Below are 26,456 nucleotides of genomic sequence, written 5' to 3' on the forward strand. Positions count from 1 at the left end.
GTCAGCTTTCCGGAACGAGGAAGATCGCGGCGAGCGGCGGAATGGTGAGGCGGAGCTCTGGCGTCTTGCCGTCAACGGCGAGAACCTCTCCGACGTTCCCGACATTGCTGCCGCCATAATGGGCGGAGTCCGAATTGAACACCTCTTTCCACTTGCCGGCAAAGGGCACGCGAACGCGGTAGTTGCGATAGACGTTGGGTGAGAAGTTGACGATCACGAGACAGCGTGCGTGTTCGTCGAATCCCTTGCGCATCCAGGCGAAGGTGTTGCGGTTGGCATCGTCGGTGATCAGCCATTCGAAGCCGGCATGGTCGCAATCCATCTGGTGCAGCGCCGGCACCGCGCGATACAGCCGGTTGAGATCGCGGATCAGCGCCTGGATGCCGGAATGGTTCTTGTATTCGAGCAGGTGCCAGTCGAGCGACTGGTCGTGATTCCATTCGCGGCCCTGCGCGATCTCCGCACCCATGAACAGCAGCTTCTTGCCGGGATGGCCGAACATGAAGCTGTAGTAGGCGCGCAAGTTCGCGAAGCGCTGCCACTCGTCGCCGGGCATTCGCCCCAGGATCGAGCGCTTGCCGTGCACGACCTCGTCGTGCGACAGCGGCAGGATGAAGTTTTCCGAGAAGGCGTAGTGCAGGCCGAACAGGATCTCGCCGTGATGATGCTTGCGGTAGATCGGGTCCTTGCTGATGTAATTCAGCGTGTCGTGCATCCAGCCCATGTTCCACTTGTAGCCGAAGCCGAGCCCGCCGAATTCGACCGGGCGCGAGACCTGCGGCCATGCGGTGGATTCCTCGGCCGCCGTGGTTGCCTGCGGGAAACGCGCAAACACCTCGGTGTTGAAGCGGCGCAGGAACGCGATCGCCTCGATGTTTTCCCGTCCGCCATACTGGTTCGGGATCCAGGCGCCCGCGGGGCGGCTGTAGTCGAGGTAGAGCATGGAGGCCACCGCGTCGACGCGCAGGCCGTCGATCGCGTAGCGCTCCAGCCAGAACAGCGCGTTCGACACCAGGAAGTTCATCACTTCGGTGCGGCCGTAATTGTAGATCAGCGTGCCCCAGTCGAGGTGGCGGCCCTGGAGCGGATTGGCATGCTCGTAGAGCGAGGTGCCGTCGAAATGGCCGAGCCCGTGCGGATCGTCCGGGAAGTGGCCGGGCACCCAGTCGAGCAGCACGGCAATGCCTTCGCGATGGCAGGCATCGACGAGGGCGGCAAAGTCCTCCGGCGGGCCGAAGCGGCTGGTCGGTGCATAGAGGCCGGTCGGCTGATAGCCCCAGGAGCCGTCGAAGGGATGCTCGCTGACAGGCAGGAATTCGACATGCGTGAAGCCCATGTCGCGGACATAGGCCGGCAACTGCTCGGCCAGTTCGCGATAGGTCAGCCATTCATTGTCGTTCTTGCGCCGCCACGAGCCGAGATGGACCTCGTAGATCGACATTGGCGCCGACAGCGCGTTGATGCCGTCGGGCGCCGGGCGCGGCCGCGGCAGATGTTCCTCGTCGAATACGATCGACGCCGTCTTCGGCCGCGCCTCGGTCGCGAACGCCAGCGGGTCTGACTTCAACGGCACCTGGTGACCGTGCGGACCGACGATGTCGAACTTGTAGTGATCGCCCGCCTTGGCATGCGGGATGAACAATTCCCAATAGCCGATGCCGCGCACCCGCATGGGATGGCGCCGGGCGTCCCAGAAATTGAAATCGCCGACCACGCTGACGCGCCGTGCATTCGGGGCCAGCACCACGAAGCCGATGCCGTCGACGCCGTCGAGCGTCATCGGATGCGCGCCGAGCTTGTCGTAGAGGCGCTGATGGGTGCCTTCGCCGAGCAGATAGAGGTCGAAGTCGGTCAGGATCGGCGGGAAGCGGTAGGCGTCCTCGAACTCGACGACGCTGTCGCCGAATTTCGCACGCAATTGATAGCGCTTCGAGCCGTTCGGGAGTGCGCCGACGAACAGGCCGGCGTCGTGGACGCGGTCGAGCCTTGCCACCTCGCCGTGCTCGCCGATCGCCTCGACATTGGAGGCCTCGGGCAGGAAGGCGCGCACGACGCTTCTGTTGCCCTCGGGATGCAGCCCGAGATAGTGGAAGGGGTCGGAGTGGCGGCCCTCGATGATCGCATAGGCTTCGGCGGGCAGTTTAGGCATGTGCTTCGCTCTCGGCATCGGACAGAATGCGGAGCAGCCCGGTCAGCGGAGCGTTGAGCCCCTCCGGCCGGTGGGACAGCTCGTACTCCACCTCATCGAATGCGTGATCAAGCATGAAAAACCTTAACAGGCCGTCCGTCGATTGCGGATCATTTGGCCAGAGCTGCCGGTTCGTCATGGCTTCGCGATAGGCGGTCAGGAACGTCGCCGTGGCGCGTTCGCGCCATTCGCCGAGCGCGGCTGCGAGCCGGTCCTGCTCATCGGGGGCGCCGGCGAGGGCGCGATGGAAGGCAGCGGACGCAGCAAGCTCGATCGAGCCGATCAGGCCGGCGACGTCGCGGGCGGCCGGCGCCTTGCACCGCCGGTCGGCGAGCGGCAGGTGCGGATTGCCGTCGAAGTCGATGATGAAGATATCGTCCTTCACGATCAGAGTTTGCCCGAGGCGGAAGTCGCCATGATGACGGATGTTCAACCCGCTGAGGCCCGATGGCAATAGTGTCGTCAGCCGGTCGGCGAGGCCCGCACGCATCTCCGAGAGCTGGTCGACCAGTGCGCGATCGGCGTCGCGGAAGGCCTCGCGGCTTTCGGTGAGGCGCTCGCAGATCCGGTCGGCGCGGGCCTTGAGATCGGTGATCCAGCGGTTGACGTGCGCCGGTTCGATCGGCTCGGCGGCGAGGTCGCCAGGCTTTGCTGCGGCCAACGCCATGTGCAACTCGGCGAGGCGCCGGCCGGTCTGCACCAGGTGGTGCAGATAGGACGCGGGCTCCTGGCTGTCGTGAGACATCTGGTGGCTCGCCATCCACAGCCGCTGCTCGTCGATATAACGGTCGAGATGGGACGCGGTCACGGCCCAGCCGTCGCCCTGGTTCTCGACATAGGCGTGCAGGACGCCGAGCGCGCTGCGCTGGTCGCCTTCGACCAGCTCGACGCTGCCGAGCAGCGCCGGCGTGTTGGCAAAGCGGGCGACCTCCGTGAGGTAATGGCCGATCTCGATCTCGGGATTGGTACCGCTTTCGAGTTGCCGGTACATCTTGACGACATACTTGTTGTCGACGAGGGCGGTGCTGTTCGATTGCTCGATCGCGCGGATGCGTTCGGGCTCCTTGACGGCGTAGTCGGCGAAAAGGCTGGTCGACTTGAACTCCAGCCGCAGATTGTTCTCCTCCACCACGAGGCTCTGCGACAGGTTGCGCAGGAACAGGCCGATGAAGATCTGGTCGGTCGCGACGTCCAGCAGAGTGCCCTCGCGCGCGCCCTGGCGCACGGCGGCGAGCGCTTTCGGGTTGAACCGCTCGCGGTCGAAGCGCACCCACTCGATCTGCATCGGCAGCACGTAGCGCGCGGGTGTGTCGTGCTGCGTCGCCTCGAAGAAGGCGATCCAGGGCCGGTTGTCGCCGATGTCGCAGAACGGGACTGCTGAGGTGAGCTGAGGCCGGATCTGCTTGGGGTCATGCTCGGGATACCACCGCGTCCGCGACAGGAAGCCTGGCAGCACGTCGCTCTCGAACACGCTGCGTTCGCGAGCGAGCGACACCCAGGTCGAGTTGACCGGCACCACGAGCGTTTCGAATTCCGGCACCGCGCGCGGTACGACCGGCTCGGACTTGTCGCGCTCCAGGAGCTGGAACCAGTAGAAGCCGTACGGCCCGAGCGTGATCATGTAGGGCAGTTCGCCGATCGCCGGGAAGCGGGTGCGACCGAGCATTTCCTGCGGGATGCGGTCCTTCCACGGCGTCAGGTCGAGCTCGGTCGCCTGTGCGGCACGCGAGAGGTTCGCGACGCAGAGGATCACCTCGTCACGGTACTGCCTGACATAGGCGAGCACCGCGCGGTTGGCCGGGCGGATGAAGGTCATGGTGCCGCGGCCGAAGGCGAGCGTCGACTTGCGCACCGAGATCAGCCGCTTGGTGCCGCTCAGCAGCGACGACAGGCTGCGCGACTGCGCCTCCACATTGACCGCCTCATAGCCATAGACGGGATCCATGATCAGCGGGGCGTAGAGGCGGGCGGGATCGCAGCGGGAGAAGCCGCCATTGCGGTCCGGGCTCCACTGCATCGGCGTGCGTACGCCGTTGCGGTCGCCGAGATAGATGTTGTCGCCCATGCCGATCTCGTCGCCATAATAGATGATCGGCGTGCCGGGGAACGACAGCAGCAGCGAATTCATCAGCTCGATCTTGCGGCGGTCGTTGTCCATCAGCGGCGCGAGGCGCCGGCGGATGCCGAGATTGATTCGGGCGCGGGGATCGTTGGCATAGGTCGACCACAGATAGTCGCGCTCGACGTCCGTGACCATTTCCAGCGTCAGCTCGTCATGGTTGCGCAGGAACAGCGCCCATTGGCAGCTTGCGGGAATGTCCGGCGTCTGGCGCAGGATGTCGGTGATCGGGAAGCGATCCTCCTGCGCGATCGCCATGTAGATGCGCGGCATCAGCGGGAAGTGATAGGCCATGTGGCACTCGTCGCCACGGCCAAAATATTCCTGCACGTCCTCCGGCCATTGATTGGCTTCGGCCAGCAGCAGCTTTCCCTTGGAGTAGGCGTCGAGTTCCTGGCGCAGGCGCTTGATGATCGTATGCGTCTCAGGGAGGTTCTCGTTCGAGGTGCCTTCGCGCTCGCAGAGATAGGGAATGGCGTCCAGCCGGAAGCCGTCGACCCCGGCATCGAGCCAGCGCTTCATCACCTGGATGAGGGCACTGACGACGCGCGGATTGTCGAAATTGAGATCCGGCTGGTGCGAGAAGAAGCGGTGCCAGTAGAAGGCGCCGGCCTCCGTGTCCCAGGTCCAGTTGGATTTCTCCGTGTCGGTGAAGATGATCCGCGTGCCCTGGTACTTCTGGTCGGAGTCGCTCCAGACATACCAGTTCCGCGCGCTCGAGCCAGGTTGGCTGCGGCGCGCGCGCTTGAACCATTTGTGCTGGTCCGAGGTGTGGTTGACGACGAGCTCGGTGATCACCCGCAGACCGCGGCGCTGCGCTTCCTGGATGAAGCGCTTGAAATCCTTCATCGTCCCGAAATCGGGATTGACCGATCCGTAGTCGGCGATGTCGTAACCGTCGTCGCGGCCGGGCGAAGGGTAGAACGGCAAGAGCCACAGCGCGGTGACGCCGAGGTCCTGGAGATAGGGCAGCTTCTCGGTCAGCCCGGCGAAGTCGCCGATGCCGTCATTGTTGCTGTCGGCGAAGGCCTTGACGTGGAGCTGGTAGATGATGGCGTCCTTGTACCAGAGCTCGTCCACGATCTCGGCAACCTCAATCTTCTTGGTGTCAACGGAGGAGAGAACATTCATGGCGTGCGCCCTTACGCCAGGCAGCGGAACAGCAGCGCCGGATCGCGGTCGGGATCGATGTGCAACCTGATCCCACCCCATTCGATGCGGGACTGTTCGCCCGTCAGGAGGTTTTCGAGGACCGTGACGTGGTGCCGATCTCCGCCGGCGTCAACCGTGATGTCGCCGAGCGCCAGCCAGAATTCGCGCGCACGGCCCGAGAGGGCGATCACGACCACGACGGTGTTGGCCGGATCGGCCGCCTCCTTTGCGAAGGCGAGCGTTTCGCCGTCCTCGATGCCGAGGAAGCGGAGATTGGCCGTGTGCTGCAGCGCCGCGTTCTCGCTGCGGATGCGATTGAGCGCGGCGATGTAGCCCTTGATGTTGCCGGGCCGGTTCCAGTCGCGTGACCGGATCTGGTATTTTTCGGAATCGAGATATTCCTCGCGGCCGGGGATGGCGGAGTGTTCCAGAAGCTCGAACCCGCTGTAGATGCCGTAATTGCCCGAAAGTGTCGCCGCCAGCGCAACCCGCGACTTGAACGCCCAGGCCTCGCCGCCCTGGAGATGATAGGGCAACAGGTCAGGCGTGTTGACGAACAGGTTCGGACGATAGAAGTCCCGTTCGGGATAGTTGGTGAGCTCGCCGAGATATTGCTCCAGCTCCCATTTCTGCGTGCGCCAGGGGAAGTAGCTGAAGGACTGCGCGACGCCAAGCCTGGCCAGCCCCTTCATCAGCTTCGGCCGCGTATATGTCTTGGAGAACAGGATCACCTCGGGATGTCGGCGGCGGATGTCGCGGATCAGCCAGTCCCAGAACGGGAGCGGCGCGGTATCGTGATTGTCGACGGCGAAAATGGTCACACCGTGGTCGATCCAGAACAGCATGACGTCGCGGAAAGCGCTCCACAGAGCGGTCCTGTCGATGCAGGCGAAATCGGGGATGACGATATCGGAATAGGGGCGGTCCGCGGCCCTCACCGAGCGGTCCGGCCGCCATTTGAACCATTGCGGATGCTGCGTCAGCCAGGGGTGATCCGGCGAGCACTGCACGGCGAAATCGAGCGCGAGCTCGACGCCGTATTCGAGGCAGGTTGCGACCAATGCACGGAAATCCTCGATCGTGCCGAGCTCGGGATGCAAGGCATCGTGCCCGCCCTCGGCGCCGCCGATGGCGTAGGGCGAGCCGGGATCGCCTTTGCTGGCGATCGGTGCATTGTTGCGGCCCTTGCGTCGCGTGTGGCCGATCGGATGGATCGGTGTGAAGTAGAGCACGTCAAAGCCCATCGCAGCGATGTCGGGCACGCGCGCGATGCAGTCCCTCAGCGTCCCGTGCCGGCCGGGCACGGCGCTCTGGCTGCGCGGCATCATCTGGTACCAGGCGCTGAAGCGCGCCTTGTCGCGGTCGGCAGTCAGCGGGAAGAGAGGAGAGCGGGTCAGATCCGGCCGTGACTGGCTCTCGGACATGGCCTCGCCGAGATCGGCGGCGAGCAGCGGCGCGACCTCGCCGGTCTGAAGATAGTCCTCGCACCGTCTCACGATGACCGCCGCGGCGTTCTGCTCCGCGCCATGCGCCTTGGTCAGAAGGCCGGCGCCCTCGATCGCATCGAGCGTGACGTCGGCGCCGGAGAGCTGTTTCCGCTCCAGCCCGTGACGCCAGGTGGCGAATTCGTCGGTCCAGGCTTCGATGGCATAGACATATTGGCCGGGCTCGGTCGGGACAAACGCGCCGGACCAGCGGTCATTGCTATGGTGGATCATCGGTTCGCGTCGCCAATCCCGGTCCTGCTCGCGGCGCCATACCAGCGTGGCCCCGATCACGGCATCGCCGTCGCGAAAGATGTCGGCCCAGACCTCGACCCGCTCGCCCGCGATCCGCTTCACGGCAAAGCGGCCGCCGTCGATCAACGGATAGACGTCCTCAATGAGGAAAGCGCTGCCGGCTGCGGCACTCTCGACAGTTTGAATTGTCTTGTTCACGGTGATGCCATTGACAACAAAGCAGGGTCCCGTTTCCCTTGTCGGGAACCGACGCTTGGTACCTATATAGAAAGCCGCTTGTGTGTCATTAGTTCCCCCTGGGAACGGCAGGTGTGGTCTGCGAGTTACCCCTGACTAACGTCTTCCGCCGCCTCCTCAAAATCGACGCCCCCGGCAAAAGGGTGGCCTGCAAGCTGCGTGCCGAATGAATCTCTTAGATCAAGCCGAAATCAAGGGCGTCCAGTCCGAATTCATCGATGCTCTGGGAAAGCTGCGGGTCACCGCGCCCGAGGCCCTGAAATCGATCCTCGACGCCCTGCCGGAGAAGCGGGTCTATCGCTTCGTCAGCGGGCCGGTCGTGGTTCGTGCGCTCGCGAATGCACGCACCCAATTGGCCGCCGCGGGCGCGACGCCGCTTCAGTGGAAAATTACCGGCAGCTTCAACGTGATCGCGCAGGGTGAAACGCGCGAGCCGGTGATTTCCTGGCCGGCCGGCCTGCCACTCGGTTACCACCGGTTGACGTTGACCGATGCCGAGGGCGTGTCGGAGGAGGTGCCGATGATTGTGGCACCCGAGCGGGCCTTTGGCGGCGATTTCGACCGCGGCTGGCTGCTCGCAGTGCAGCTCTACAGCGTCCGCTCCGACCGCAATTGGGGCATCGGCGATTTCACCGATCTTGCTGGTCTCGTCCGGCTCGCCCGGCAGCTAGGCGCCGACGGCGTCGGGCTCAATCCGCTGCATGTGCTGTTCGACGACCACCCGGCCGATTGCAGCCCTTATTCGCCGAACAGCCGCCTGTTCCTCAATCCACTCTACATCGACGTCGAGGCCATCCCCGAATATTCGCCCAAACTCGTCCCCGATGCGGCCGCCATCGCCGCGCGCCTGCGGGAGGGCGATCGCGTCCGCTATCGCGAGATGGCGCCGTTGAAGTGGCGAGGCCTGCGCGCCGCCTTTGACAGCTTCGTGACGAAGGCGAGCGAGGCGCGCCGGCAGGAGTTTGCCGCATTCCGCACCGAGCGCGCGCCGCTATTGTCCCGCTTTGCCTGTTTCGAGGTATTGCGGCATCGCTTCGCAGGGCCATGGTGGGAATGGCCGCGGGAATGGCAGCAGCCGGACGAGGCAAAACTCGCCGAACTGCGCGATGGCCCGGACAAGCGCGACGTCGAGTTCGTCGAATTCGTGCAGTGGACCGCCGAGTCGCAATTGCAGGCCGCCAAGGTGCTTGCTGCCCAGCTCGGCATGAAGGTCGGGCTCTATCTCGACGTCGCCGTCGGCGTGCAATCCAACGGCTTCGACGCCTGGAACGAGCAGATGGCGATCTCCCGCCATCTCGCCGTCGGCGCGCCGCCCGACGTGCTCAACACAGTGGGGCAGGATTGGGGCCTCGCCGGCTTCAATGCCGGTGGCCTCGAGGCGCAGTCCTTCGTGCCCTTCGCCGCGATGCTGGCCGCCTCGATGCGCCATGCCGGCGCGATCAGGCTCGATCACGTGCTCGGCCTGAAGCGGCTGTACTTGGTGCCGCGCGGTTTCAAGCCCGACAATGGCGCCTATGTGCAGATGCCGTTCGAGGCACTGCTTGCGGCGGTCGCGCGCGAGAGCGCCAAGCACAAATGCATCGTGATCGGTGAGGACCTCGGCACCGTGCCGGAAGGTTTCCGCGAGACTATGCAGGATTTCGGCATCTGGTCCTATCTCGTCATGATGTTCGAGCGCGACGATGCCGGCCGTTTCCGCAACATCGATCACTACCGGCCCAACGCGCTGGTCACGCTCAACACGCACGATCTCTGCACCTATGCCGGCTGGCGCTCCTTCAGCGATCTGAAGATGAAGCTTTCGCTGGGGATCGATCCCGGCGAGAACGACGAGGCGCGGTGGCACGCGCTCGGCATGCTCGACGAGATCCTGCGCTTCAACGGCATCCAGGCCAACGATCTCTATTCGGTGCTCACCTTCCTGTCGCGCACGCCGTCGCGGCTTCTGGCGGTTTCGCTGGAGGACCTGCTCGGCGTGATCGACCAGCCCAACATTCCCGGCACGATCGATGAGCACCCGAACTGGCGTCAGCGGCTGCCGGTCGCACTCGACAAGATTGCCTCGCGCGTCGATCTCGCGTCCTTGAAGGCCGCGACGCGGGAACGTTCGTCAGCCGGCGGGGGTTGAGTTCCCGTCGCTTCGCAGGGTAGCAACGAAGTGTCAGTGAGGATCGAGGACTACGCACTGATCGGGGACTGCGAGACGGCGGCGCTGGTCGGCCGCGACGGCTCGATCGACTGGTTGTGCTGGCCGGCCTTTGATTCCGACGCCTGCTTTGCCGCGATTCTCGGCACCGACAGGAACGGACGCTGGCTGATCGCGCCGAGCGATTCCGTCACGAGCACGTCGCGCCATTATCTCGGCAACACGCTGATCCTCGAGACACGCTTCGAGACCGAGAGCGGCACCGTCGCGCTGGTCGATTTCATGCCGCCGCGCGGCAAGGCGTCCGACATCGTGCGGCTGGTGCGTGGCGTCAGCGGCACGGTGAAGATGCGGATGGAGCTCGTGATCCGTTTCGGCTTCGGCGCCGACATTCCCTGGGTGCGGCGAACCGAGGACGGCGCGCTGTTTGCGATCTGCGGCCAGGACATGACGGTGCTGCGCACGCCTGTCGAGACACAGGGCAAGGATCTCACGACGGTCGCTGAGTTCGAGGTGAAGGCCGGCGTGACCGTGCCCTTCGTGCTGACCTATGGCCCCTCGCATCTCCCGCCGCCCGAGCCGATCAACCCCGAGATCGCACTTCAGGAAACCGAGACGTTCTGGAAGGGCTGGTGCAGCCAATGCACCCGGGACGGCGACTACCACGATCTCATCGTGCGCTCGCTGATCACGCTAAAGGCGCTGACTTTCGATCCGACCGGCGGCATCGTGGCGGCGCCGACCACGTCATTGCCGGAAAAGCTCGGCGGGACGCGAAATTGGGACTACCGCTTCTGCTGGCTGCGCGATGCCACCTTCACGCTGCTCGCGCTGATGAACTCGGGCTATACCGAGGAAGCGCTGGCCTGGCACAACTGGCTCTTGCGCGCGGCGGCCGGCTCGCCCTCGCACATGCAGATCATGTATGGAATCTGGGGGCAGCGCCGGCTGCTCGAATGGGAGGCCGGCTGGCTCGACGGCTACGAGGGTGCAAAGCCGGTGCGGGTCGGCAATGCCGCACATGCGCAGCTCCAGCTTGATGTCTACGGCGAGCTGATCGACGCGTTCCACCAGTCACGCATGGCCAAGCTGAAACTCGACGAGGAGAGCTGGGCGCTGGAATGTGCCGTGATCAATCACCTCGCCGAGGTCTGGGACCAACCCGATCACGGCATCTGGGAGCGCCGCGGACAGCCCAGGCACTATGTCTTCTCCAAGGTAATGACCTGGGTCGCCTTCGACCGCGGCATCAAGAGCGCCGAGACGTTCGGCTTCAAGGCGCCGCTTCTGCACTGGCGTGCCTTGCGCGAAGCCATCCATCGCGACGTCTGCAACAAGGGCTTCGATACCGCAGAGAATGCCTTCGTCGAGTCCTATGGCTCGAAGCTGCTCGATGCCAGCGTGCTGCTGCTGCCCGCGGTCGGCTTTTTGCCGCCGTCGGATCCGCGCGTTTGCGGCACCATCGCGGCCGTCGAAAAATGCCTGATGCGCGACGGCTTCGTGCTGCGGCACGATCCGCGCGAAGTGTCCGACGAGAAGCAGCCGATCGAAGGTGCGTTCCTCGCCTGTACCTTGTGGCTCGCCGATGCCTGCGTGCTGTCGGGCGATCTCGACAAGGCGCAAGTGCTGTTCGATCGCGTTGCGGGACTTGCGAACGACGTCGGGCTTCTGGCCGAGGAATACGATCCCGGGGCGCGTCGCCAGACCGGAAATTTCCCACAGGCGCTGACTCATATCGCGCTGATCAACACCGCGCACAATCTCTCGGCGGCGCGGCAGGAGAGCGAGAAGCCGGCGGTGCAGCGGTCGCAGTGACGACCTCAGCCGATCCCGTTCCGCTTCAAGATCATCTCCATCGCCTGGGCAAAGCCGTCCTGCTCGTTGCTGGCAGTCACGTGCATCGCCTGCTGCTTGACGTTGTCGGCGGCATTGCCCATGGCGACCGAGTAGCCGCTGACCCGGAACATCGCGAGATCGTTCTGCATGTCGCCGACGGTGGCGACCGCGTCGGTCGAAATGCCGAGGCGCTGCGCCATTGCCTGCACGAACGTGCCCTTGTTGAAGCCGGGTGGGGTGATGTCGAGATAATAGGTCTGCGAGCGCACCGCGGTCGCCTCGCTGCCGAGTGCCTCCTGCATCACCTTCTCGCAACGCTCAAGGCCGGCCGCATCGGCGCTCGCGCCGACGATCTTGCAGCCGCTCGCGAGGTACGGCGTGAAGTCCGCAACGATCGTCGGGTCGGCGCGGATCGTGTGCTGCTCATGGGCGACGTAGGCGCCCTTCGGATTGTCGATCAGCCATTTGTCGGCGGTGAAGAGCCAGATGTCGGCGCCGAATTCCCGGAGGATCTGCAGGCAGCGCTCGGCCGCCGCCTGCGGGATCAGATGCTGCACAACCGGCTTCATCGAGGGATCGATGATCGAGGAGCCGTTGAAGGGGCCGACCGGCAGGGTGATCGACAACGGCTCGATCAGAAAGCGCATGCCGATGGCGGGGCGGCTCGAGGTGATGGTGAAGCCGATGTCGGCTTTGTGCAGCCGCTGCACCGCGGCCCGGGCGCGGTCGGTCAGCGTCTTGTCCTTGGTCAGCAGCGTGCCGTCGACGTCGGAGACAACGAGTGAGATCGGCGTCATGACATAGCCTTGGGTTTTTCGGCCTTGCGTTTGGCGCCGCCGAATTTGAGCTGCCGTACGACGCCGTCCACGATCGCTTCGACGGTCTCGTCGATCGAGACGGTGATCACATGCTCGCTCGTCTCCGGCGGCTCCAGCGTGCTGAACTGGCTGGTCAAGAGCTCGGGTGGCATGAAATGACCCTTGCGATGGGTCAGCCGCTCGGCGATCAGCTCCTTCGTGCCTCTGAGAAAGACGAAGCGGACGTCATCGCGGCCACGTAAGAGTACGTCACGATAGGTGTGCTTCAGCGCCGAGCAGGCGATGATGACGTGCTCGCCGGCCTCGCAGACCCGCGCGATCTCGTCGGCGATGGCGTTGAGCCAGGGCCAGCGGTCTTCATCGGTGAGCGGCTGGCCGGCACTCATCTTCGCGACGTTGCTCGGCGGATGGAAGCTGTCGCCGTCCTCGAATCGCCAGCCAAGCCGCTGGCCGAGCGCTTCCGCAATCGTGCTCTTGCCCGAGCCCGACACGCCCATCACGATCAATGCACAAGGTGCTTCAGCGCCCGCCACGAATCCCCTCCGGAAGCGCGGCCTGGTCGACCAGCCAGACGGTCTCACCATTCGAGCGCGCGCGTACGGCAGGCAGATTCTCGCTATTGAGGAGGCGCGTCAAGATCGCCTGCTTGTCGTGCCCGGCGATCTCAAACAGCATTTCGCGGCACGAGGCCAGAGCGGGCAGGGTGAGCGAGACCCTCGGCACGAACGGCGCGACATTGGCCTTGGGCACGCCGACGACCCAGCGTACGGCCTCTTCAATTGCGGGATAGCCGGGAAACAGCGAAGCGGTGTGGCCGTCCGGCCCCGCGCCCATCAGGACCAGGTCGAACAGCGGGCGCGACGGATCGAGCCGGTCGGCGCCATAGAAGGACTGCAGCTCGCGCTGATAGGCCTCGGCGCTTTTGTTGGGATTTTCGATCGCGGTCGGGATCGGATGGATGTGGCCGGGCGGTGCGCTGCGATCGAGGAAAATCGCGCGGGCGACCGCCATGTTGTTGAGAGGATCGCTCTCGGGCACGAAGCGCTCGTCGCCGATGAACCAGTGCACCCGTTCCCAGGGAATCTTGCCGCGCCAGGCGTCGCTGTCGAGCAATTGATAGAGCTTCTTCGGGCTCGACCCGCCGGTGAGGCAGATCGCGATCCGACTGGGGTTGGCCGCGATCCGTGCCATCACGCGTTCGGCTGCGGCGTGCGCCAGCGCTTCGGCATCAGTCTCGACGATCAATTCCGGCTGGTCGGCCGCAGCCATCACGAATATTTCCGCCAGCTTCGCCCGTCGCGCTTCAGGAGCTCGTCGGCGCAGGCCGGGCCATCGCTGCCGGCACGATAAGTCTCGATGCCGTTGGTGCCTGCGTTCTTCCAGGCATCGAGGAACGGCTGCACCGCCTGCCATCCGGCCTCGACGCCGTCGGCGCGCTGGAACAGGATGTTGTCGCCGATCATGCAGTCGTAGATCAGCGTCTCGTAGCCGGTGCTGGGATCGGCCTTGAAATAATCGCCGTAGCGGAACTTCATCTCGACGCCGTCGATCGTCACGCTCGGTCCCGGGATCTTGGCGTTGAATTGCAGCTCGATGGTTTCGGTCGGCGCAATGCCGATGGTGAGAAAGTTCTGCGAGAGGCGATCGACCGCGGTGCCCGTGAACATCGACAGCGGCGCCTGCTTGAACTTGATCGCGACCTCGGTGCGCTTGTGGGCCAGCGCCTTTCCGGTGCGAAGATAGAACGGCACGCCGGCCCAGCGCCAATTGTCGATCATGAGCTTGAGCGCGACAAAGGTCTCGGTGGTGCTGCCGGGCTTGACGTCCGCGGTCTTGCGATAGTCCGGAATATCCTCGTTGTCGATCCGCCCCGCCAGATATTGCGCCCGAACCGAGCTTCTCAGCGCCTCTTCCTCGCTCGGCATCTGGATCGCGGAGAGCACCTCCGCCTTTTCAGAGCGCACGGAATGGGCGTCGAAACGGGTTGGGGGCCCCATCGCGACCAGCGACATGAGCTGGAACAAATGGTTCGGCACCATGTCGCGCAGCGCGCCAGTGGCGTCGTAGAAGCCGCCGCGATGGCCGACACCGAGCTTTTCCTCGACCGTGATCTGGACGTGGTCGATATGGTTGCGATTCCAGATCGGCTCGAACATGCCGTTGGCAAAGCGCAGCACCATGATGTTCTGCACCGTCTCCTTGCCGAGATAGTGATCGATCCGGTAGATCTGGTGCTCGTCCATGATGTTCAGGAGCTCGGCGTTCAAGGCGCGGGCCGAGGCGAGATCGGTGCCGAACGGCTTCTCGATCACCAGCCGGCGCCAGGCGCCGTTCTCCTTCATCAATCCGGTGCGGCCGAGCTCGCGTGCGGTCGGCGCGAATGCGGCCGGCGGCGTCGCCAGATAGAACAGCCGGTTGCCTCCGGTGCCGCGCGAGCATTCGAGCGCATCGAGGTGCTCGCGCAGGGTGTCGAAGGACGGCGGATCCTTCGCATCGGCTTCGACGAAGGTGACGCAGTGCAGGAGCTGCCGGGCGACGACATCGTCCACGGGGCGGGTTGCGTACTGGCGCAGGCCCTTCAGCAGGCTGTCGCGCAATTCGTCATTCGACATGCCCCTGCGGGCCACGCCGACCACGCAGAATTTTTCCGGCAACAGGTTCTCGGCGGCGAGATTGTACAGCGACGGCATCACCAGCCGATGGGTGAGATCACCGGTGACGCCGAAGATGACGAAGGCGCAGTTTTCCGGCTTGCGTTTTGGCTGCGGATCTTTTGTCACGAACGATTGCCTTCGTTTTGTTACTTCTTATTTGGGCTTCTTACTTGGGCTTCGACGCGTCCGGCTGCTTCGGCTCCTTGTGGCCGCCGAAGCCCGCGCGCATCGCAGAAAGAATTTTTTCGGCGAAGGTGTGTTCCTTGCGGGAACGGAAACGTGCGAAGAGGGCCGCGGTCAGAACCTCGGCCGGCACCGCCTCGTCGATCGCCGCATTCACGGTCCAGCGGCCCTCGCCGGAATCCTCTACGAAACCGGAATATTCCGACAGCGCCGGACTGTCTGCGAGCGCCGTCGAGGTGAGGTCGAGCAGCCAGGACGGGATCACGCTGCCGCGACGCCAGACCTCGGCAATATCGGCAAGATCGAAGTCGTAGCGGTGATCCGCCGGGAGCGCCTCGATGCTGGCGTTCTTGAGGATGTCGAAGCCTTCGGCATAGGCCTGCATCAGGCCGTATTCGATGCCGTTGTGGATCATCTTGACGAAGTGCCCGGCGCCGACCGGGCCGGCGTGGATGTAGCCCTGCTCGATGCGGGGATCGCGGCCCTCGCGTCCCGGCGTGCGCGGGATGTCGCCGGGGCCGGGCGCGAGCGCGGCGAAGATCGGATCGAGCCGGTCGACGACGGCCTTGTCGCCGCCGATCATCATGCAATAGCCGCGGTCCAGCCCCCAGACCCCACCGGAGGTACCGACGTCGACATAGTGGATGCCGCGCGCCTTCAGCGCCTTGCCGCGACGGACGTCGTCCTGCCAGAACGTGTTGCCGCCGTCGATGATGACGTCGCCGGCCTGCATCACGTTCGCGATCGTGTCGATCGTCGTCTCGGTGATGTGGCCGGCCGGCAGCATCACCCAGGCCGTGCGCGGCCGTTCGAGTTTCGCGACGAACTCTTCCAGCGTGGAGGCGCCTTGCGCGCCGTCTACGGCAAGGCCGGCGACGGCCTTGGCGTCCTTGTCATAGACCACGGTCGAATGGCCGTTGCGCATCAGGCGGCGAACGATGTTGCCGCCCATCCTGCCGAGGCCGATCATGCCGAGTTGCATCGCGATATTCCTCTAGTTCAGCGCATCCGAGAGCGCGGCGTTGAGCGCCGCGAGACCCTTCTTGAGCCCGCCCTTCAGGTGCACGCGAAGCGCGCGACGGCCGCGCTCGGTGAGCACGTCGAAGTCACCGCGCGCCTGTGCCGCCTTGATGATGCCGAAGCTCGCCTTCTGGCCGGGTACGGCGAGGTCCTTGGCGTCGTCGGCCGTGATCTGGAGGAACACGCCGCTGTCGGGGCCGCCTTTGTAGGCCTGTCCGGTCGAGTGCAGGAAGCGCGGGCCGAACTCGGCGCAGGTCGCGACATGACGCTTCTCGCGCACGTCGAGGCGCATCGCCTGGAGCGCGTCGATGGTGGCCTTGTCGCGCGCGATGTAGCCGAGCAGGGCGACATAGTCGCCATGGTTGGAGCGGGAGAGGTGCGCCTTCAGCCAGGAGGTGAGGTCGCCGTTCGCACCCGCAGCACGCAGCGCCGCGGCGTTGGCCTCGTCGGTGTAGAGATCGGCCACATCGGTGCTGACCACCGGCTGTTCGGCCGGCAGTGCGCCGGTCTTCTCGAACGCCGCGGTGAGCTCCCGCGTCTTGATCTTGGCCGCTTCCACGTCCGGCTGGTCGAACGGGTTGATGCCGAGGATGCTGCCTGCCACCGCCGTCGCCATCTCGAAGCGAAAGAACTCCTGGCCGAGATGCTCGATCGACTTCATGACGATGCGCACCACGGGATGGCCAGCCGCTTCGACCGCGGCAAGCTTCGAGTCATGCGCGGCGTCCGCCTCGCCCTCGGTGCGGATGTCGATGAAGAAGCGGTCGTTGCCATAAAGCGACGGATCGCCCAGCGGCTCGCCGTCGATCGGGATCAGACCCTTGCCTTCCTTGCCGGTCGATTCCGCGATGAGCTGCTCGGCCCAGGCGCCGAAATCGGCGATCTTCCTCGATGACAGGATCGTCACCTTGTCGCGGCCTTCGAGACCGGCGAGACCCATCGCGAGACCAAGCTGCACACCGGGATTTTCCTGCGGCGGCACGTCCGGCCCGCACGAGCGGGCCATCGAGAGCGCGTGCTTGATCAGGGTCTTGACGTCGATGCCCGCGGTCGCCGCCGGCACGAGGCCGAAGGGCGAGAGCACCGAATAGCGTCCGCCAATCGAGGGTTCGCCGTGGAAGATGCGGGCGTAGCCGAGCTGCTTGGCCGCCTTCTCCAGCGACGAGCCGGGATCGGTCACGGCGATGAAACGATGGCCGGTCTTGACCGATGAACCGACGGCCTCAGCGACGCGTGCGTGGAAATAATCCTTCATCGCGTTCGGCTCGGTGGTGCCGCCGGACTTGCTGGAGACGATGAAGACGGTGCTGGCGATGTCGATCTTCGCTTCCATCGCCCGCACCTGCGCCGGATCGGTGGAGTCCAGCACGTGCAGCTTCGGGAAGCCGGGCTTCCTTGCGAATGTTTCGGCGAGAACCTCCGGTCCGAGGCTCGAGCCGCCCATGCCGAGCACGACGGCGTCGGAGAATTTCTGGCCCTTCACGCGGCTCGCATAGTCCTCATAGCCGGCGACGTCGGCCTTCGCCGCGCTGTCGAGCCAGCCGAGCCATTTGTCCTCATCCGTGCCGGTCCAGACCGATTTGTCGCGCTGCCACAGCCTGCGGATCTTGGCAGTCGCGCGCCACTCCTCGGTGCTCTTGGCCACCGCCTTGCCGAGTCCGTCGCCGAGCGACAGCTGCTGGCGATCGATCGCGGGCCCGAGCACGGTGACGCGCTTGTGGGCGACCGCGCCATAGAGCTTGTCGGCGGCATCCGCAAACTGCTTGACGCCGTCCTTGACGAGCTCCTCGGTGATCGCATCGAGCGAGACGCCCGAGCGCTCCAGCTCCTCCAGCACGCGCCTCGCGTCGTCGACGTTCTCCTCAAGGCTGTCGCGCAGCTTGCCATGGTCGCGGAACGCATCCAGCGTGGCCGGCGGCACCGTGTTGATGGTGTTCGGGCCGATCAGCTCCTCGACATAGAGGACGTCGCTGTAGTCCTTGTTCTTGGTGCCGGTCGACGCCCACAGCATTCGCTGCGGTCTCGCGCCCTTGGCCGCAAGCTTCTCCCAGCGCGGGCCCGAGAACAGGCGCTTGTAATCCTGATAGGCGACCTTGGCGTTGGCGATCGCGACCTTGCCCTTCAGCGCGGCGAGCCGCTCCTTCTCGCTGGGGTCGTTGGCGCGGGCGATCTTCTCGTCAAGCTGCTTGTCGACCATGGTATCGATCCGGCTGACGAAGAAGCTTGCGACGCTCGCCACGTGCGACGGATTGCCGCCGCCGGCGACATATTTTTCGAGGCCGGCGAGATAGGCCTCTGCGACCTCGAGATAGACCGCTTTTGAAAACAGCAGCGTGATATTGATGCTGATGCCTTCGCTGGTGAGCTGCTCGATGGCCGGCAGGCCCTCCGGCGTCGCCGGCACCTTCACCATCAAGTTTTTGCGATTGACGTCCTTCCACAGCCGCCGTGCCTCGGCGACCGTGCCGGCGGTATCCATCGCGAGATAGGGCGAGACCTCCAGGCTGACATAGCCGTCATGGCCCTTGAGGCTGTCATAGACCGGGCGGAGCACGTCGGCGGCGTTCTGGATGTCCTCGACCGCGACGGTCTCGAACAGCTCGGCCACCGTCCGGTCGCCGCGCTTCAGCGCCTTGCCGATCGGGGCGTCGTACTCGTCCGAGCTGCCGATCGCCTTCTCGAAGATCGACGGGTTGGAGGTCACTCCCTTGACGCCGTCGGTGTCGATCAGCCGCTTCAGGTCGCCGTTGGCGATGAAGCCGCGGGCCAGAAAGTCCAGCCAGACGGCTTGTCCGTGCTTTTCCAGTTCTTTGACGGGATTCATGGTGTCTATTTCTCTCCAAGCCTGCGGGCGAGGGGTTCCCGCGGCGGTCCTGACGCGCTATTCTCTAGCTCACATGCTCCCGGGAGGGAACCAATCAAGGGTGTGGGTGTCATACTCTGGGTAAACTCCGTTGAGATCATGGCGATCCGGACGGGTTGCTCGGTTGCGTAAAAGTGCTTGGCCGGCATTGTTCGGTCGAAGTGTTGCTGCGTAGCGTCGGCCGGGTGCTGAGCGGAGTGTCGTCAGCGGGGCTTTGCCCGCGAGGCGTGCCGTGTTGGCTCGGCCATGAACGACCGTGCTGGGGTAAGGTATCCGCGCGCATTCAGACGACTGTCGCTGGCCGTTCGTAATTGGCCGGCGCGGCCGGCGTGGATGGATTTGTGCGATTTCAAAATCGGTCAATGTGCGTCCGACGTCGGTTGCTTGTCGCGGCAGACGTGGCGGTCATCTCGCGCGGCGCGGCTCGCCGTCGATTTTCGGACGGCATCGCGGACCTCCGCATCGGCAATGAATTTCTGCTCTTGGACTCGATCGCGGATGTTTCGGCTGAGGAATGCCGTGGCCGCAAGCTGGTTGTGCTGACGCTCTTGTCATTGCCCCGGACGCGCTGACGACCGATTTTGATACAGAGCTGCGCGCCGACGCTGCGAGCGATTCATGCGCCGCGTTGCGGCGAGCGCGCAATTGTGGAGCGCATGGCTTCGCCGCAGGAGCGTCACAAAGCTGCCGTTGGTCGACCTCTATGCTGCGGTGCCGGATGAACGATCCCCGGTAATGCCCGGATGTTGCGGTGAGGCGACATTTGCTGGAAATTAGCGAGTACAGGTATAGATTCGCATAAATAACAGGCAAGTGCCTGTTCGTAACCCACCCGAATGCCTACGTTGTGCGTTGCATGGAGAAGGGGCCAGGGTGTCCAATGATCGTCATGTGCTCACGCTGATTCGAAACGGGCGTTGAGGAACGGTCCGGCAACTGCTTTCGTTTCAGCTTGTGTAGCGGAACTCATGCGGAGAGGGATCATGTACAACGATTCTCTATTCAACGCTTTCGCTCGGTCGTTCGAGGCGAGAAGCCAGCACGACATGTCGATGGCGGAATATCTGGAATCGTGTCGAAGCGATCCCATGAAATACGCGAATGCGGCGGAACGACTACTAGCTGCGATTGGTGAACCACAGACGATCGACACGGCCAAGGACCCACGCCTTGGCCGTATCTTTTTGAATCGTACGATACGCACCTATCCGGCCTTCGCCGGCTTCTACGGAATGGAGGAAACGATCGAGCGCATCGTTGGTTTCTTCCGCCACGCCGCGCAAGGTCTCGAAGAGCGCAAGCAGATCCTCTATCTGCTCGGCCCGGTCGGCGGCGGCAAGTCCTCGCTCGCCGAGCGGCTAAAGTCGCTGATGGAAGTGCAGCCGATCTACGTGCTCAAGGCGGGCGACGAGTTGAGCCCGGTGTTCGAAAGTCCGCTCAGCCTGTTCGACCCCGATCAACTCGGGCCGATCCTGGAAGAGAAGTACGGCATTCCGCGCCGGCGTCTCACCGGCCTGATGAGCCCGTGGTGCTTCAAGCGGCTCGAAGCCTTCGGCGGCGACATCTCGCAGTTCCGCGTCGCCAAGATCCAGCCGTCGCGGTTGCGGCAGATTGCAGTCTCGAAGACCGAACCCGGTGACGAAAACAATCAGGACATTTCATCCCTCGTTGGCAAGGTCGACATCCGCAAGCTCGAGACCTACGCGCAGAACGATCCTGACGCCTACAGCTATTCGGGCGGCCTCAATCGCTCGAACCAGGGCATTCTCGAATTCGTCGAGATGTTCAAGGCGCCGATCAAGATGCTGCACCCGCTGCTCACGGCAACGCAGGAGGGCAACTATATAGGCACGGAAAATATCGGCGCGATTCCCTTCGCTGGCATCATCCTCGCGCATTCAAACGAGGCTGAATGGCAGAGCTTCAAGTCCAACAAGAACAACGAAGCCTTCATCGATCGCGTCTGCGTCATCAAGGTGCCGTACGTGCTGCGGGTCACCGAAGAGCAGAAGATCTACGAGAAGCTGATCCAGGGCTCCGAGCTGGCGTCGGCGCCGTGCGCGCCGTCGACCTTGGAGACGATGGCGCGGTTCTCGGTGATGTCGCGTTTGCGCAGGCACGAGAACTCCACCCTGTTCGGCAAGATGCGGGTCTATGACGGCGAAAGCCTGAAGGAGTCCGATCCGAAGGCGCGCAGCGTCCAGGAATATCGTGATGCCGCCGGCGTCGACGAGGGGATGGACGGCGTCTCCACACGCTTCGCCTTCAAGATCCTGGCTGCGACCTTCAACCACGATCCGCAGGAGGTCGCTGCCGACGCCGTTCACCTGATGTACGCGCTCGAACAGGCGATCCGCCGCGAGCAGCTGCCGGAGGAGACCGAGAAGCGCTATCTCGAATTCATCAAGGCGGAACTCGCGCCGCGCTACGCCGAATTCATCGGCAACGAGATCCAGAAGGCCTATCTGGAGTCCTACACCGACTACGGCCAGAACCTGTTCGACCGTTACGTCGACTACGCAGATGCGTGGATCGAGGATCAGGACTTCAAGGATCCCGACACGGGCCAGCTGCTGGATCGCGAACTGTTGAACCAGGAATTGACCAAGATCGAGAAGCCGGCCGGCATCGCCAATCCGAAGGATTTCCGGAACGAGGTGGTCAAGTTCTCGTTACGGGCAAGGGCCCAGAACAGCGGCAAAAATCCGACCTGGACCTCCTACGAGAAGATTCGCGACGTGATCGAAAAGCGGATATTCTCCCAGGTCGAGGACCTGCTTCCGGTCATCTCGTTCGGATCGAAAAAGGACGGCGAGACGGAGAAGAAGCACGGCGAGTTCGTCGCACGCATGGTGGAGCGCGGCTACACCGAGCGTCAGGTTCGCCGGCTGGTCGAATGGTACATGCGTGTGAAGCAAGCCGGTTAGGCGGATGAGAAAGTGGCCATTCACATCATTGACAGGCGCCTGAATCCAGGCGGCAAGAGTCTTGAGAACCGTCAGCGGTTCTTGCGTCGGGCCAAATCGCTGGTGCAGGGCGCCGTCAAGAAGACCTCGCAGGAACGCGACATCAAGGACGTCCTGGAGGGTGGTGAGGTCTCGATCCCGCTGGACGGCATGCACGAGCCGCGTTTCCGCCGCGAGGGCGGCACGCGCGACATGGTGCTGCCCGGCAACAAGAAGTTCATCGAGGGCGACTACCTCCCTCGATCCGGCCAGGGCAGCGCCAAGGATTCCGGTCCCGGCGAAGGCGACAGCGAAGACGCCTTCCGCTTCGTGCTGAGCCGCGACGAGTTCGTCGATCTCTTCCTCGACGACCTCGAGCTTCCTGATCTCGCCAAGCGCAAGATCGCGGAGACCGAGAGCGAAGGCGTCCAGCGCGCCGGCTACACCACCTCGGGCTCGCCCGCCAACATCTCGATCAGCCGAACCGTTCAGCTTGCACTCGCACGCCGCATCGCGCTCAGGCGTCCCCGCAAGAGCGAGATGGACGAGCTGGAGGCTCGGATCGCCGAATGCACCGATGAGGAGAAGCGCGCGGAGCTCGTCGCCGAGTTCGAAAAGCTCAAGGCGAAATCCAAGCGCATTCCCTTCATCGACCCGCTCGACATCCGCTACCGCCGCTTCGAGACGGTGCCGAAGCCCGTCGCGCAGGCCGTGATGTTCTGCCTGATGGACGTCTCCGGCTCGATGTCCGAGCACATGAAGGACCTCGCCAAGCGCTTCTACATGCTGCTCTACGTCTTCCTGAAGCGCCGCTACAAGCACGTCGAGATCGTCTTCATCCGCCACACCGACCGCGCCGAGGAGGTCGACGAGCAGACCTTCTTCTACGGTCCGGCCTCCGGCGGCACGCTGGTGTCGAGCGCGCTCCAGGCCATGAGCGACATCGTGCGCGAGCGCTTCAATCCGTCGGACTGGAACATCTACGCGGCCCAGGCTTCCGACGGTGACAACTCCTATTCCGACGGCGAGCTTGCCGGCATGCTCTTGACGGAGAAGATCCTGCCGGTCTGCCAGTTCTTTGCCTATCTCGAGGTCGGCGAGTCCGGCGGCAGCGCCTTCGATCTGTCCGACTCCTCGCTCTGGACGCTCTACGATCGCCTGCGCAACACCGGCGCGCCGCTGTCGATGCGCAAGGTCAGCGAGCGCAGCGAGATTTTTCCGGTGTTCCACGACCTGTTCCAGCGCCGCGAAACCCAGGAGAAGGCCGCTCCATGACGGAACGTTTGTTCGAAGGCGCTGATTGGGACTTCCGCACCCTGCAGCGCATTCACGATGCCTGCGAGGAGGTGGCGACGAAGGATCTCGGGCTCGACGTCTATCCGAACCAGATCGAGGTCATCACTGCCGAGCAGATGCTGGACGCCTATTCGTCGGTGGGCATGCCGCTGTTCTACAAGCACTGGTCGTTCGGCAAGCACTTCGCGTTCCACGAGGCCTCCTATCGCAAGGGCCTGATGGGGCTCGCCTATGAGATCGTGATCAACTCCTCGCCCTGCATCTCCTACCTGATGGAGGAGAACACGGCGACCATGCAGACGCTGGTGATCGCGCACGCGGCCTTCGGCCACAACCATTTCTTCAAGAACAATTATCTGTTCAAGCAGTGGACCGACGCCGAGGGCATTCTGGATTATCTCGACTTCGCCAAGAACTATGTGGCGAGCTGCGAGGAGCGCTTCGGCCGCGTCGAGGTCGAACGCACGCTGGATGCCGCGCATGCGCTGATGTCGCACGGCATCGACCGCTACCCGGGCAAGAAGAAGCTGGACCTGCGTGCCGAGGAGAAGCGGGCAGGGCGGCGCCGCCAGCACGAGGAGGAGGTCTTCAACGACCTTTGGCGCACCGTGCCCAAGGGAGCGGCCAAGAGCCGGTCTGCACTCTCTATCGAACGGCGGCGCAAGCTGCTCGGCCTGCCGCAGGAAAACCTGCTCTACTTCCTGGAGAAGAGCGCGCCGCGCCTGGCGCCGTGGCAGCGCGAGCTGCTGCGCATCGTCCGCCATATCGCGCAATATTTCTACCCGCAGAGCCAGACCAAGGTGATGAACGAGGGGACGGCGACCTACGTCCACTATCGCATCATGAGCACGCTGCACCGGCAGGGCCGCATCACCGACGGCAATTTCCTCGAATTCCTGCAATCGCACACCAACGTGGTGTTCCAGCCCGAATTCGACGATCAGCGCTTCTCCGGCTTCAATCCCTATGCGCTCGGCTTCGCCATGATGCAGGACATCGAGCGCATCGTCACCAGGCCGGAGGACGAGGACCGCGAATGGTTCCCGGACATCGCCGGCAAGAACGATGTGATGGGCGTGCTGCGCGACGTCTGGGCCAACTACCGTGACGAGAGCTTCATCGGCCAGTTCCTGAGCCCCAAGCTGATGCGGCACTTCCGCATGTTCCATCTGCACGATGACCCCGAGGAGCGCGCCGGCATTCGCGTCGATGCCATCCACGACGAACGTGGCTTCCGCCGGGTCCGGCGTGAGCTGGCGCGGCAGCATGATGTCGGCTTCATCGACGCCAATATCGAGGTGGTCGACGTCGATCTGTCCGGCGATCGCCGGTTGATCCTTCATCATCACGTCATCAAGGGCTCGCAGCTCAACGAGACCGACGCCAAACGGGTGCTCCAGCATCTCGCCGACCTCTGGACCTATGACGTCTCGCTGATCGAGGTCGATGCCAACGACAAGGTCATGCGGGAATATGTCGTGAGCCCGCGACCGCTGCCGGCGGCGGCCTGAGGCCACCGCAAGGGCCTCAAGCCGAGGCCTTGACGGATTTGGCTTTGGTCTTGGCTTTGGTCTTGGACGTGTTCAGGGCCACCGCGGCGCGAATGAGCGCCTTCAGCGCCTTTTCGTCGATCTTCGCGCCCTCGTGGAAATCGATGGCGCGCCGCACATTCCCTTCGAGGCTGGAATTGAAGAGGCCCGTGGGATCCTCCAGCGCGGCGCCCTTGGCGAACGTCATCTTCACGGCGGCCTTGTAGGTCTCGCCCGTGCAGATGATTCCGTCGTGCGACCACACTGGAACGCCGCGCCACTTCACTTCCTCGACGACGTCAGGATCGGCCTCCCGGATCAAGGCCCGGAGCCGGGCGAGCATCTTGCCGCGCCAGTCGCCGAGCTCCTGGATTTTGGCGTCGATCAAATGGGAGGCTGAGGTTGCGTCCGTTTCCTTCGCGCTGGTTTTCTTCACGGCTGTTGCGGCCTTCTTCATGATCCCGTTTGCCTCCACTTCCTGTTCGCCCAACTCACCGGCTGGTTTCACCCGCCGTGCGTCGGCTGGTCACATATGGTAGCGCAAAGAGATAGAGGCCGCTCGCGAGCAGAAGGATCAGCGGCACCAGCGCCAGGAGGCCGACCCAGAGCGCCTGCACCTGTTGAGTCATGGCGATGATGTTCGCGATCACCGCGAGCGTGAACGCAATCGAAAGCCAGCGATGGATCTGTCGAATCCACATATTCCAGGTCAATGGGACCTCCTCTGAAGTGAAGTTGGTGAGAAAGATGCTGTGCGGTGGATCTCACTCCGTCCGTGCCAGCACCTCCTCGAGCTTTGCGAAGAACTGCTTCCAGCCAGCATGGGCGCCGCCATAAGCCTGCTTCTGGGTCGGGCTGAAGCCGGCCTGCTCGACGCGCAGATGGGTCCCCGCGCCCTTCGGCGTGAGCGTGAAGGTCACGACGCTTCTGAGATCGAACGCTGCGTCCTCATGCGTGAAATTCCAGGTGTAGGCGAGGCTCCTTTGCGGCTCGATGGTGAGAACTTCGCAATCCAGCACGCCACCCCACTCGCCGCGAAGGTTGAACTTGTGACCGACGACCGGCTTGAAGTCGTTCTTCATCAGCCACTCCTCGATCAGATGCGGCTGCGTCAGCGCGCGCCAGACCCGTTCCGGCGGAAACGCCATCTCGCGTTCGATGATCACGGATCGCATTTCGGTCGCAGCTTCTGTCATTGGTCCATCCTCTTCAGGAGATCTTCCAGCGCGTCGAGCCGGTTCTGCCAGAATCCGGCCATCTGGCTGGTCCAGTCGATCAGTGGATTCAGCGCGCCGGGCTGCGCGCTGTAGTGGGTCTGGCGGCCCTCATGGCGGTCGCGCACGAGCCCGGCCAGCTTCAGCGCGCCGAGATGCTTTGAGACCGCCGGCTGGGAAACGCCGGACCGGGCCGTGAGTGCCCTGACCGTCTGCTCCCCGTCGCGGCACAACCGCTCGAAGATCGCCCGCCGGGTCGGGTCGGCGAGCGTCTTGAACAGCAGGTCGGGCGTGCTCGACATCCAAAATCCATAACCAGTCAGTTATGGATAAACTCATAACCGTAGAGTTATGGATAAGTCAAGCGGGATGGAGACGTCGGCGGCTTGGAGCGGAAGGCATGCGCGGGCTCGTTCACCTCTCCCGCTTGCGGGAGAGATCGGCGCGAAGCGCCGGTGCTCTCTCTTCTTGGGGGGTCTCGATTGCGGAGACACCCTCTCCCCAACCCTCCCTCGCA

At 63.9% G+C, this 26,456-nt stretch carries 18 protein-coding genes; 5 read left to right on the forward strand and 13 right to left on the reverse strand.

Features of this window, described 5'->3' with window-relative positions; genetic code table 11:
* Position 1: 1 nt before the first annotated feature.
* Genes glgB through K289_RS0141965 form a run of 3 tightly spaced genes read right to left on the reverse strand, consistent with a single transcriptional unit; the run spans position 2 to position 7,396 of the window.
* The gene (glgB, locus tag K289_RS0141955; RefSeq protein WP_027556743.1) at positions 2 to 2,149 is read right to left on the reverse strand and encodes a 1,4-alpha-glucan branching protein GlgB; all 2,148 of its coding nucleotides are present in this window, start codon (positions 2,147 to 2,149) and stop codon (positions 2 to 4) included.
* Positions 2,142 to 5,438: a maltose alpha-D-glucosyltransferase gene (treS, locus tag K289_RS0141960; protein ID WP_027556744.1), complete on the reverse strand. Its 3,297-nt coding sequence runs from the start codon at positions 5,436 to 5,438 to the stop codon at positions 2,142 to 2,144. Before treS ends, glgB begins: the two co-directional genes overlap by 8 nt.
* Before the next feature lie 11 nt (positions 5,439 to 5,449).
* Entirely contained in the window at positions 5,450 to 7,396 is a 1,947-nt protein-coding gene (locus K289_RS0141965; RefSeq protein WP_027556745.1) for a maltotransferase domain-containing protein, read from the reverse strand.
* 205 nt (positions 7,397 to 7,601) lie between these two features.
* Here K289_RS0141965 and malQ point away from each other — a divergent pair, with 205 nt between their 5' ends.
* Both malQ and K289_RS0141975 read left to right on the forward strand, forming a co-directional pair.
* The gene (malQ, locus tag K289_RS0141970; protein WP_027556746.1) at positions 7,602 to 9,563 is read left to right on the forward strand and encodes a 4-alpha-glucanotransferase; all 1,962 of its coding nucleotides are present in this window, start codon (positions 7,602 to 7,604) and stop codon (positions 9,561 to 9,563) included.
* Positions 9,564 to 9,593: 30 nt separating this feature from the next.
* A complete protein-coding gene (locus tag K289_RS0141975) occupies positions 9,594 to 11,396 on the forward strand; it encodes a glycoside hydrolase family 15 protein (RefSeq protein WP_027556747.1) in 1,803 nt (600 codons plus the stop codon).
* Positions 11,397 to 11,401: 5 nt separating this feature from the next.
* Here the strand turns inward: K289_RS0141975 and K289_RS0141980 are convergent, their stop codons facing one another.
* Genes K289_RS0141980 through K289_RS0142005 form a run of 6 tightly spaced genes read right to left on the reverse strand, consistent with a single transcriptional unit; the run spans position 11,402 to position 18,916 of the window.
* Complete coding sequence (locus K289_RS0141980) at positions 11,402 to 12,214, reverse strand: Cof-type HAD-IIB family hydrolase (protein ID WP_027556748.1); 813 nt, start codon at positions 12,212 to 12,214, stop codon at positions 11,402 to 11,404.
* On the reverse strand, positions 12,211 to 12,768 hold the full coding sequence (locus K289_RS0141985; RefSeq protein WP_027556749.1) for a gluconokinase: 558 nt from the start codon (positions 12,766 to 12,768) through the stop codon (positions 12,211 to 12,213). The genes K289_RS0141980 and K289_RS0141985 overlap by 4 nt, the downstream gene beginning before the upstream one ends.
* Positions 12,755 to 13,504 carry a 6-phosphogluconolactonase gene (gene pgl / locus K289_RS0141990; RefSeq protein WP_027556750.1) on the reverse strand — a complete coding sequence of 250 codons (750 nt, stop codon included), beginning with the start codon at positions 13,502 to 13,504 and terminating at the stop codon, positions 12,755 to 12,757. The genes K289_RS0141985 and pgl overlap by 14 nt, the downstream gene beginning before the upstream one ends.
* Positions 13,504 to 15,015: a glucose-6-phosphate dehydrogenase gene (gene zwf, locus K289_RS0141995; protein ID WP_027556751.1), complete on the reverse strand. Its 1,512-nt coding sequence runs from the start codon at positions 15,013 to 15,015 to the stop codon at positions 13,504 to 13,506. Before zwf ends, pgl begins: the two co-directional genes overlap by 1 nt.
* Positions 15,016 to 15,055: 40 nt before the next feature.
* The gene (gene gnd, locus K289_RS0142000) at positions 15,056 to 16,054 is read right to left on the reverse strand and encodes a phosphogluconate dehydrogenase (NAD(+)-dependent, decarboxylating) (protein ID WP_027556752.1); all 999 of its coding nucleotides are present in this window, start codon (positions 16,052 to 16,054) and stop codon (positions 15,056 to 15,058) included.
* A gap of 12 nt (positions 16,055 to 16,066) precedes the next feature.
* Positions 16,067 to 18,916: a bifunctional transaldolase/phosoglucose isomerase gene (locus K289_RS0142005; protein WP_027556753.1), complete on the reverse strand. Its 2,850-nt coding sequence runs from the start codon at positions 18,914 to 18,916 to the stop codon at positions 16,067 to 16,069.
* Positions 18,917 to 19,938: 1,022 nt separating this feature from the next.
* Between K289_RS0142005 and K289_RS0142015 the strand changes: the two genes are divergently transcribed.
* From K289_RS0142015 to K289_RS0142025, 3 genes are read left to right on the forward strand one after another with little or no spacing between them, the layout of a single operon-like run.
* Positions 19,939 to 21,882, forward strand: coding sequence for a PrkA family serine protein kinase (locus K289_RS0142015; protein ID WP_027556755.1), 1,944 nt, complete (start codon positions 19,939 to 19,941; stop codon positions 21,880 to 21,882).
* 18 nt (positions 21,883 to 21,900) lie between these two features.
* Complete coding sequence (locus tag K289_RS0142020; protein WP_027556756.1) at positions 21,901 to 23,175, forward strand: YeaH/YhbH family protein; 1,275 nt, start codon at positions 21,901 to 21,903, stop codon at positions 23,173 to 23,175.
* Positions 23,172 to 24,707 carry a SpoVR family protein gene (locus tag K289_RS0142025; RefSeq protein ID WP_027556757.1) on the forward strand — a complete coding sequence of 512 codons (1,536 nt, stop codon included), beginning with the start codon at positions 23,172 to 23,174 and terminating at the stop codon, positions 24,705 to 24,707. The genes K289_RS0142020 and K289_RS0142025 overlap by 4 nt, the downstream gene beginning before the upstream one ends.
* Positions 24,708 to 24,723: 16 nt before the next feature.
* Here the strand turns inward: K289_RS0142025 and K289_RS0142030 are convergent, their stop codons facing one another.
* Genes K289_RS0142030 through K289_RS0142045 form a run of 4 tightly spaced genes read right to left on the reverse strand, consistent with a single transcriptional unit; the run spans position 24,724 to position 26,241 of the window.
* Entirely contained in the window at positions 24,724 to 25,182 is a 459-nt protein-coding gene (locus tag K289_RS0142030; protein WP_027556758.1) for a DUF1801 domain-containing protein, read from the reverse strand.
* A 34-nt stretch (positions 25,183 to 25,216) separates the two neighbouring features.
* Positions 25,217 to 25,438: a hypothetical protein gene (locus K289_RS0142035; RefSeq protein WP_027556759.1), complete on the reverse strand. Its 222-nt coding sequence runs from the start codon at positions 25,436 to 25,438 to the stop codon at positions 25,217 to 25,219.
* A gap of 51 nt (positions 25,439 to 25,489) precedes the next feature.
* Complete coding sequence (locus K289_RS0142040) at positions 25,490 to 25,921, reverse strand: SRPBCC domain-containing protein (RefSeq protein WP_027556760.1); 432 nt, start codon at positions 25,919 to 25,921, stop codon at positions 25,490 to 25,492.
* A complete protein-coding gene (locus tag K289_RS0142045; RefSeq protein ID WP_027556761.1) occupies positions 25,918 to 26,241 on the reverse strand; it encodes a helix-turn-helix transcriptional regulator in 324 nt (107 codons plus the stop codon). The genes K289_RS0142040 and K289_RS0142045 overlap by 4 nt, the downstream gene beginning before the upstream one ends.
* Positions 26,242 to 26,456: the final 215 nt, after the last annotated feature.

It is taken from the genome of Bradyrhizobium sp. Cp5.3 (assembly GCF_000426265.1).
In the GTDB taxonomy this organism is placed as follows: domain Bacteria; phylum Pseudomonadota; class Alphaproteobacteria; order Rhizobiales; family Xanthobacteraceae; genus Bradyrhizobium; species Bradyrhizobium neotropicale.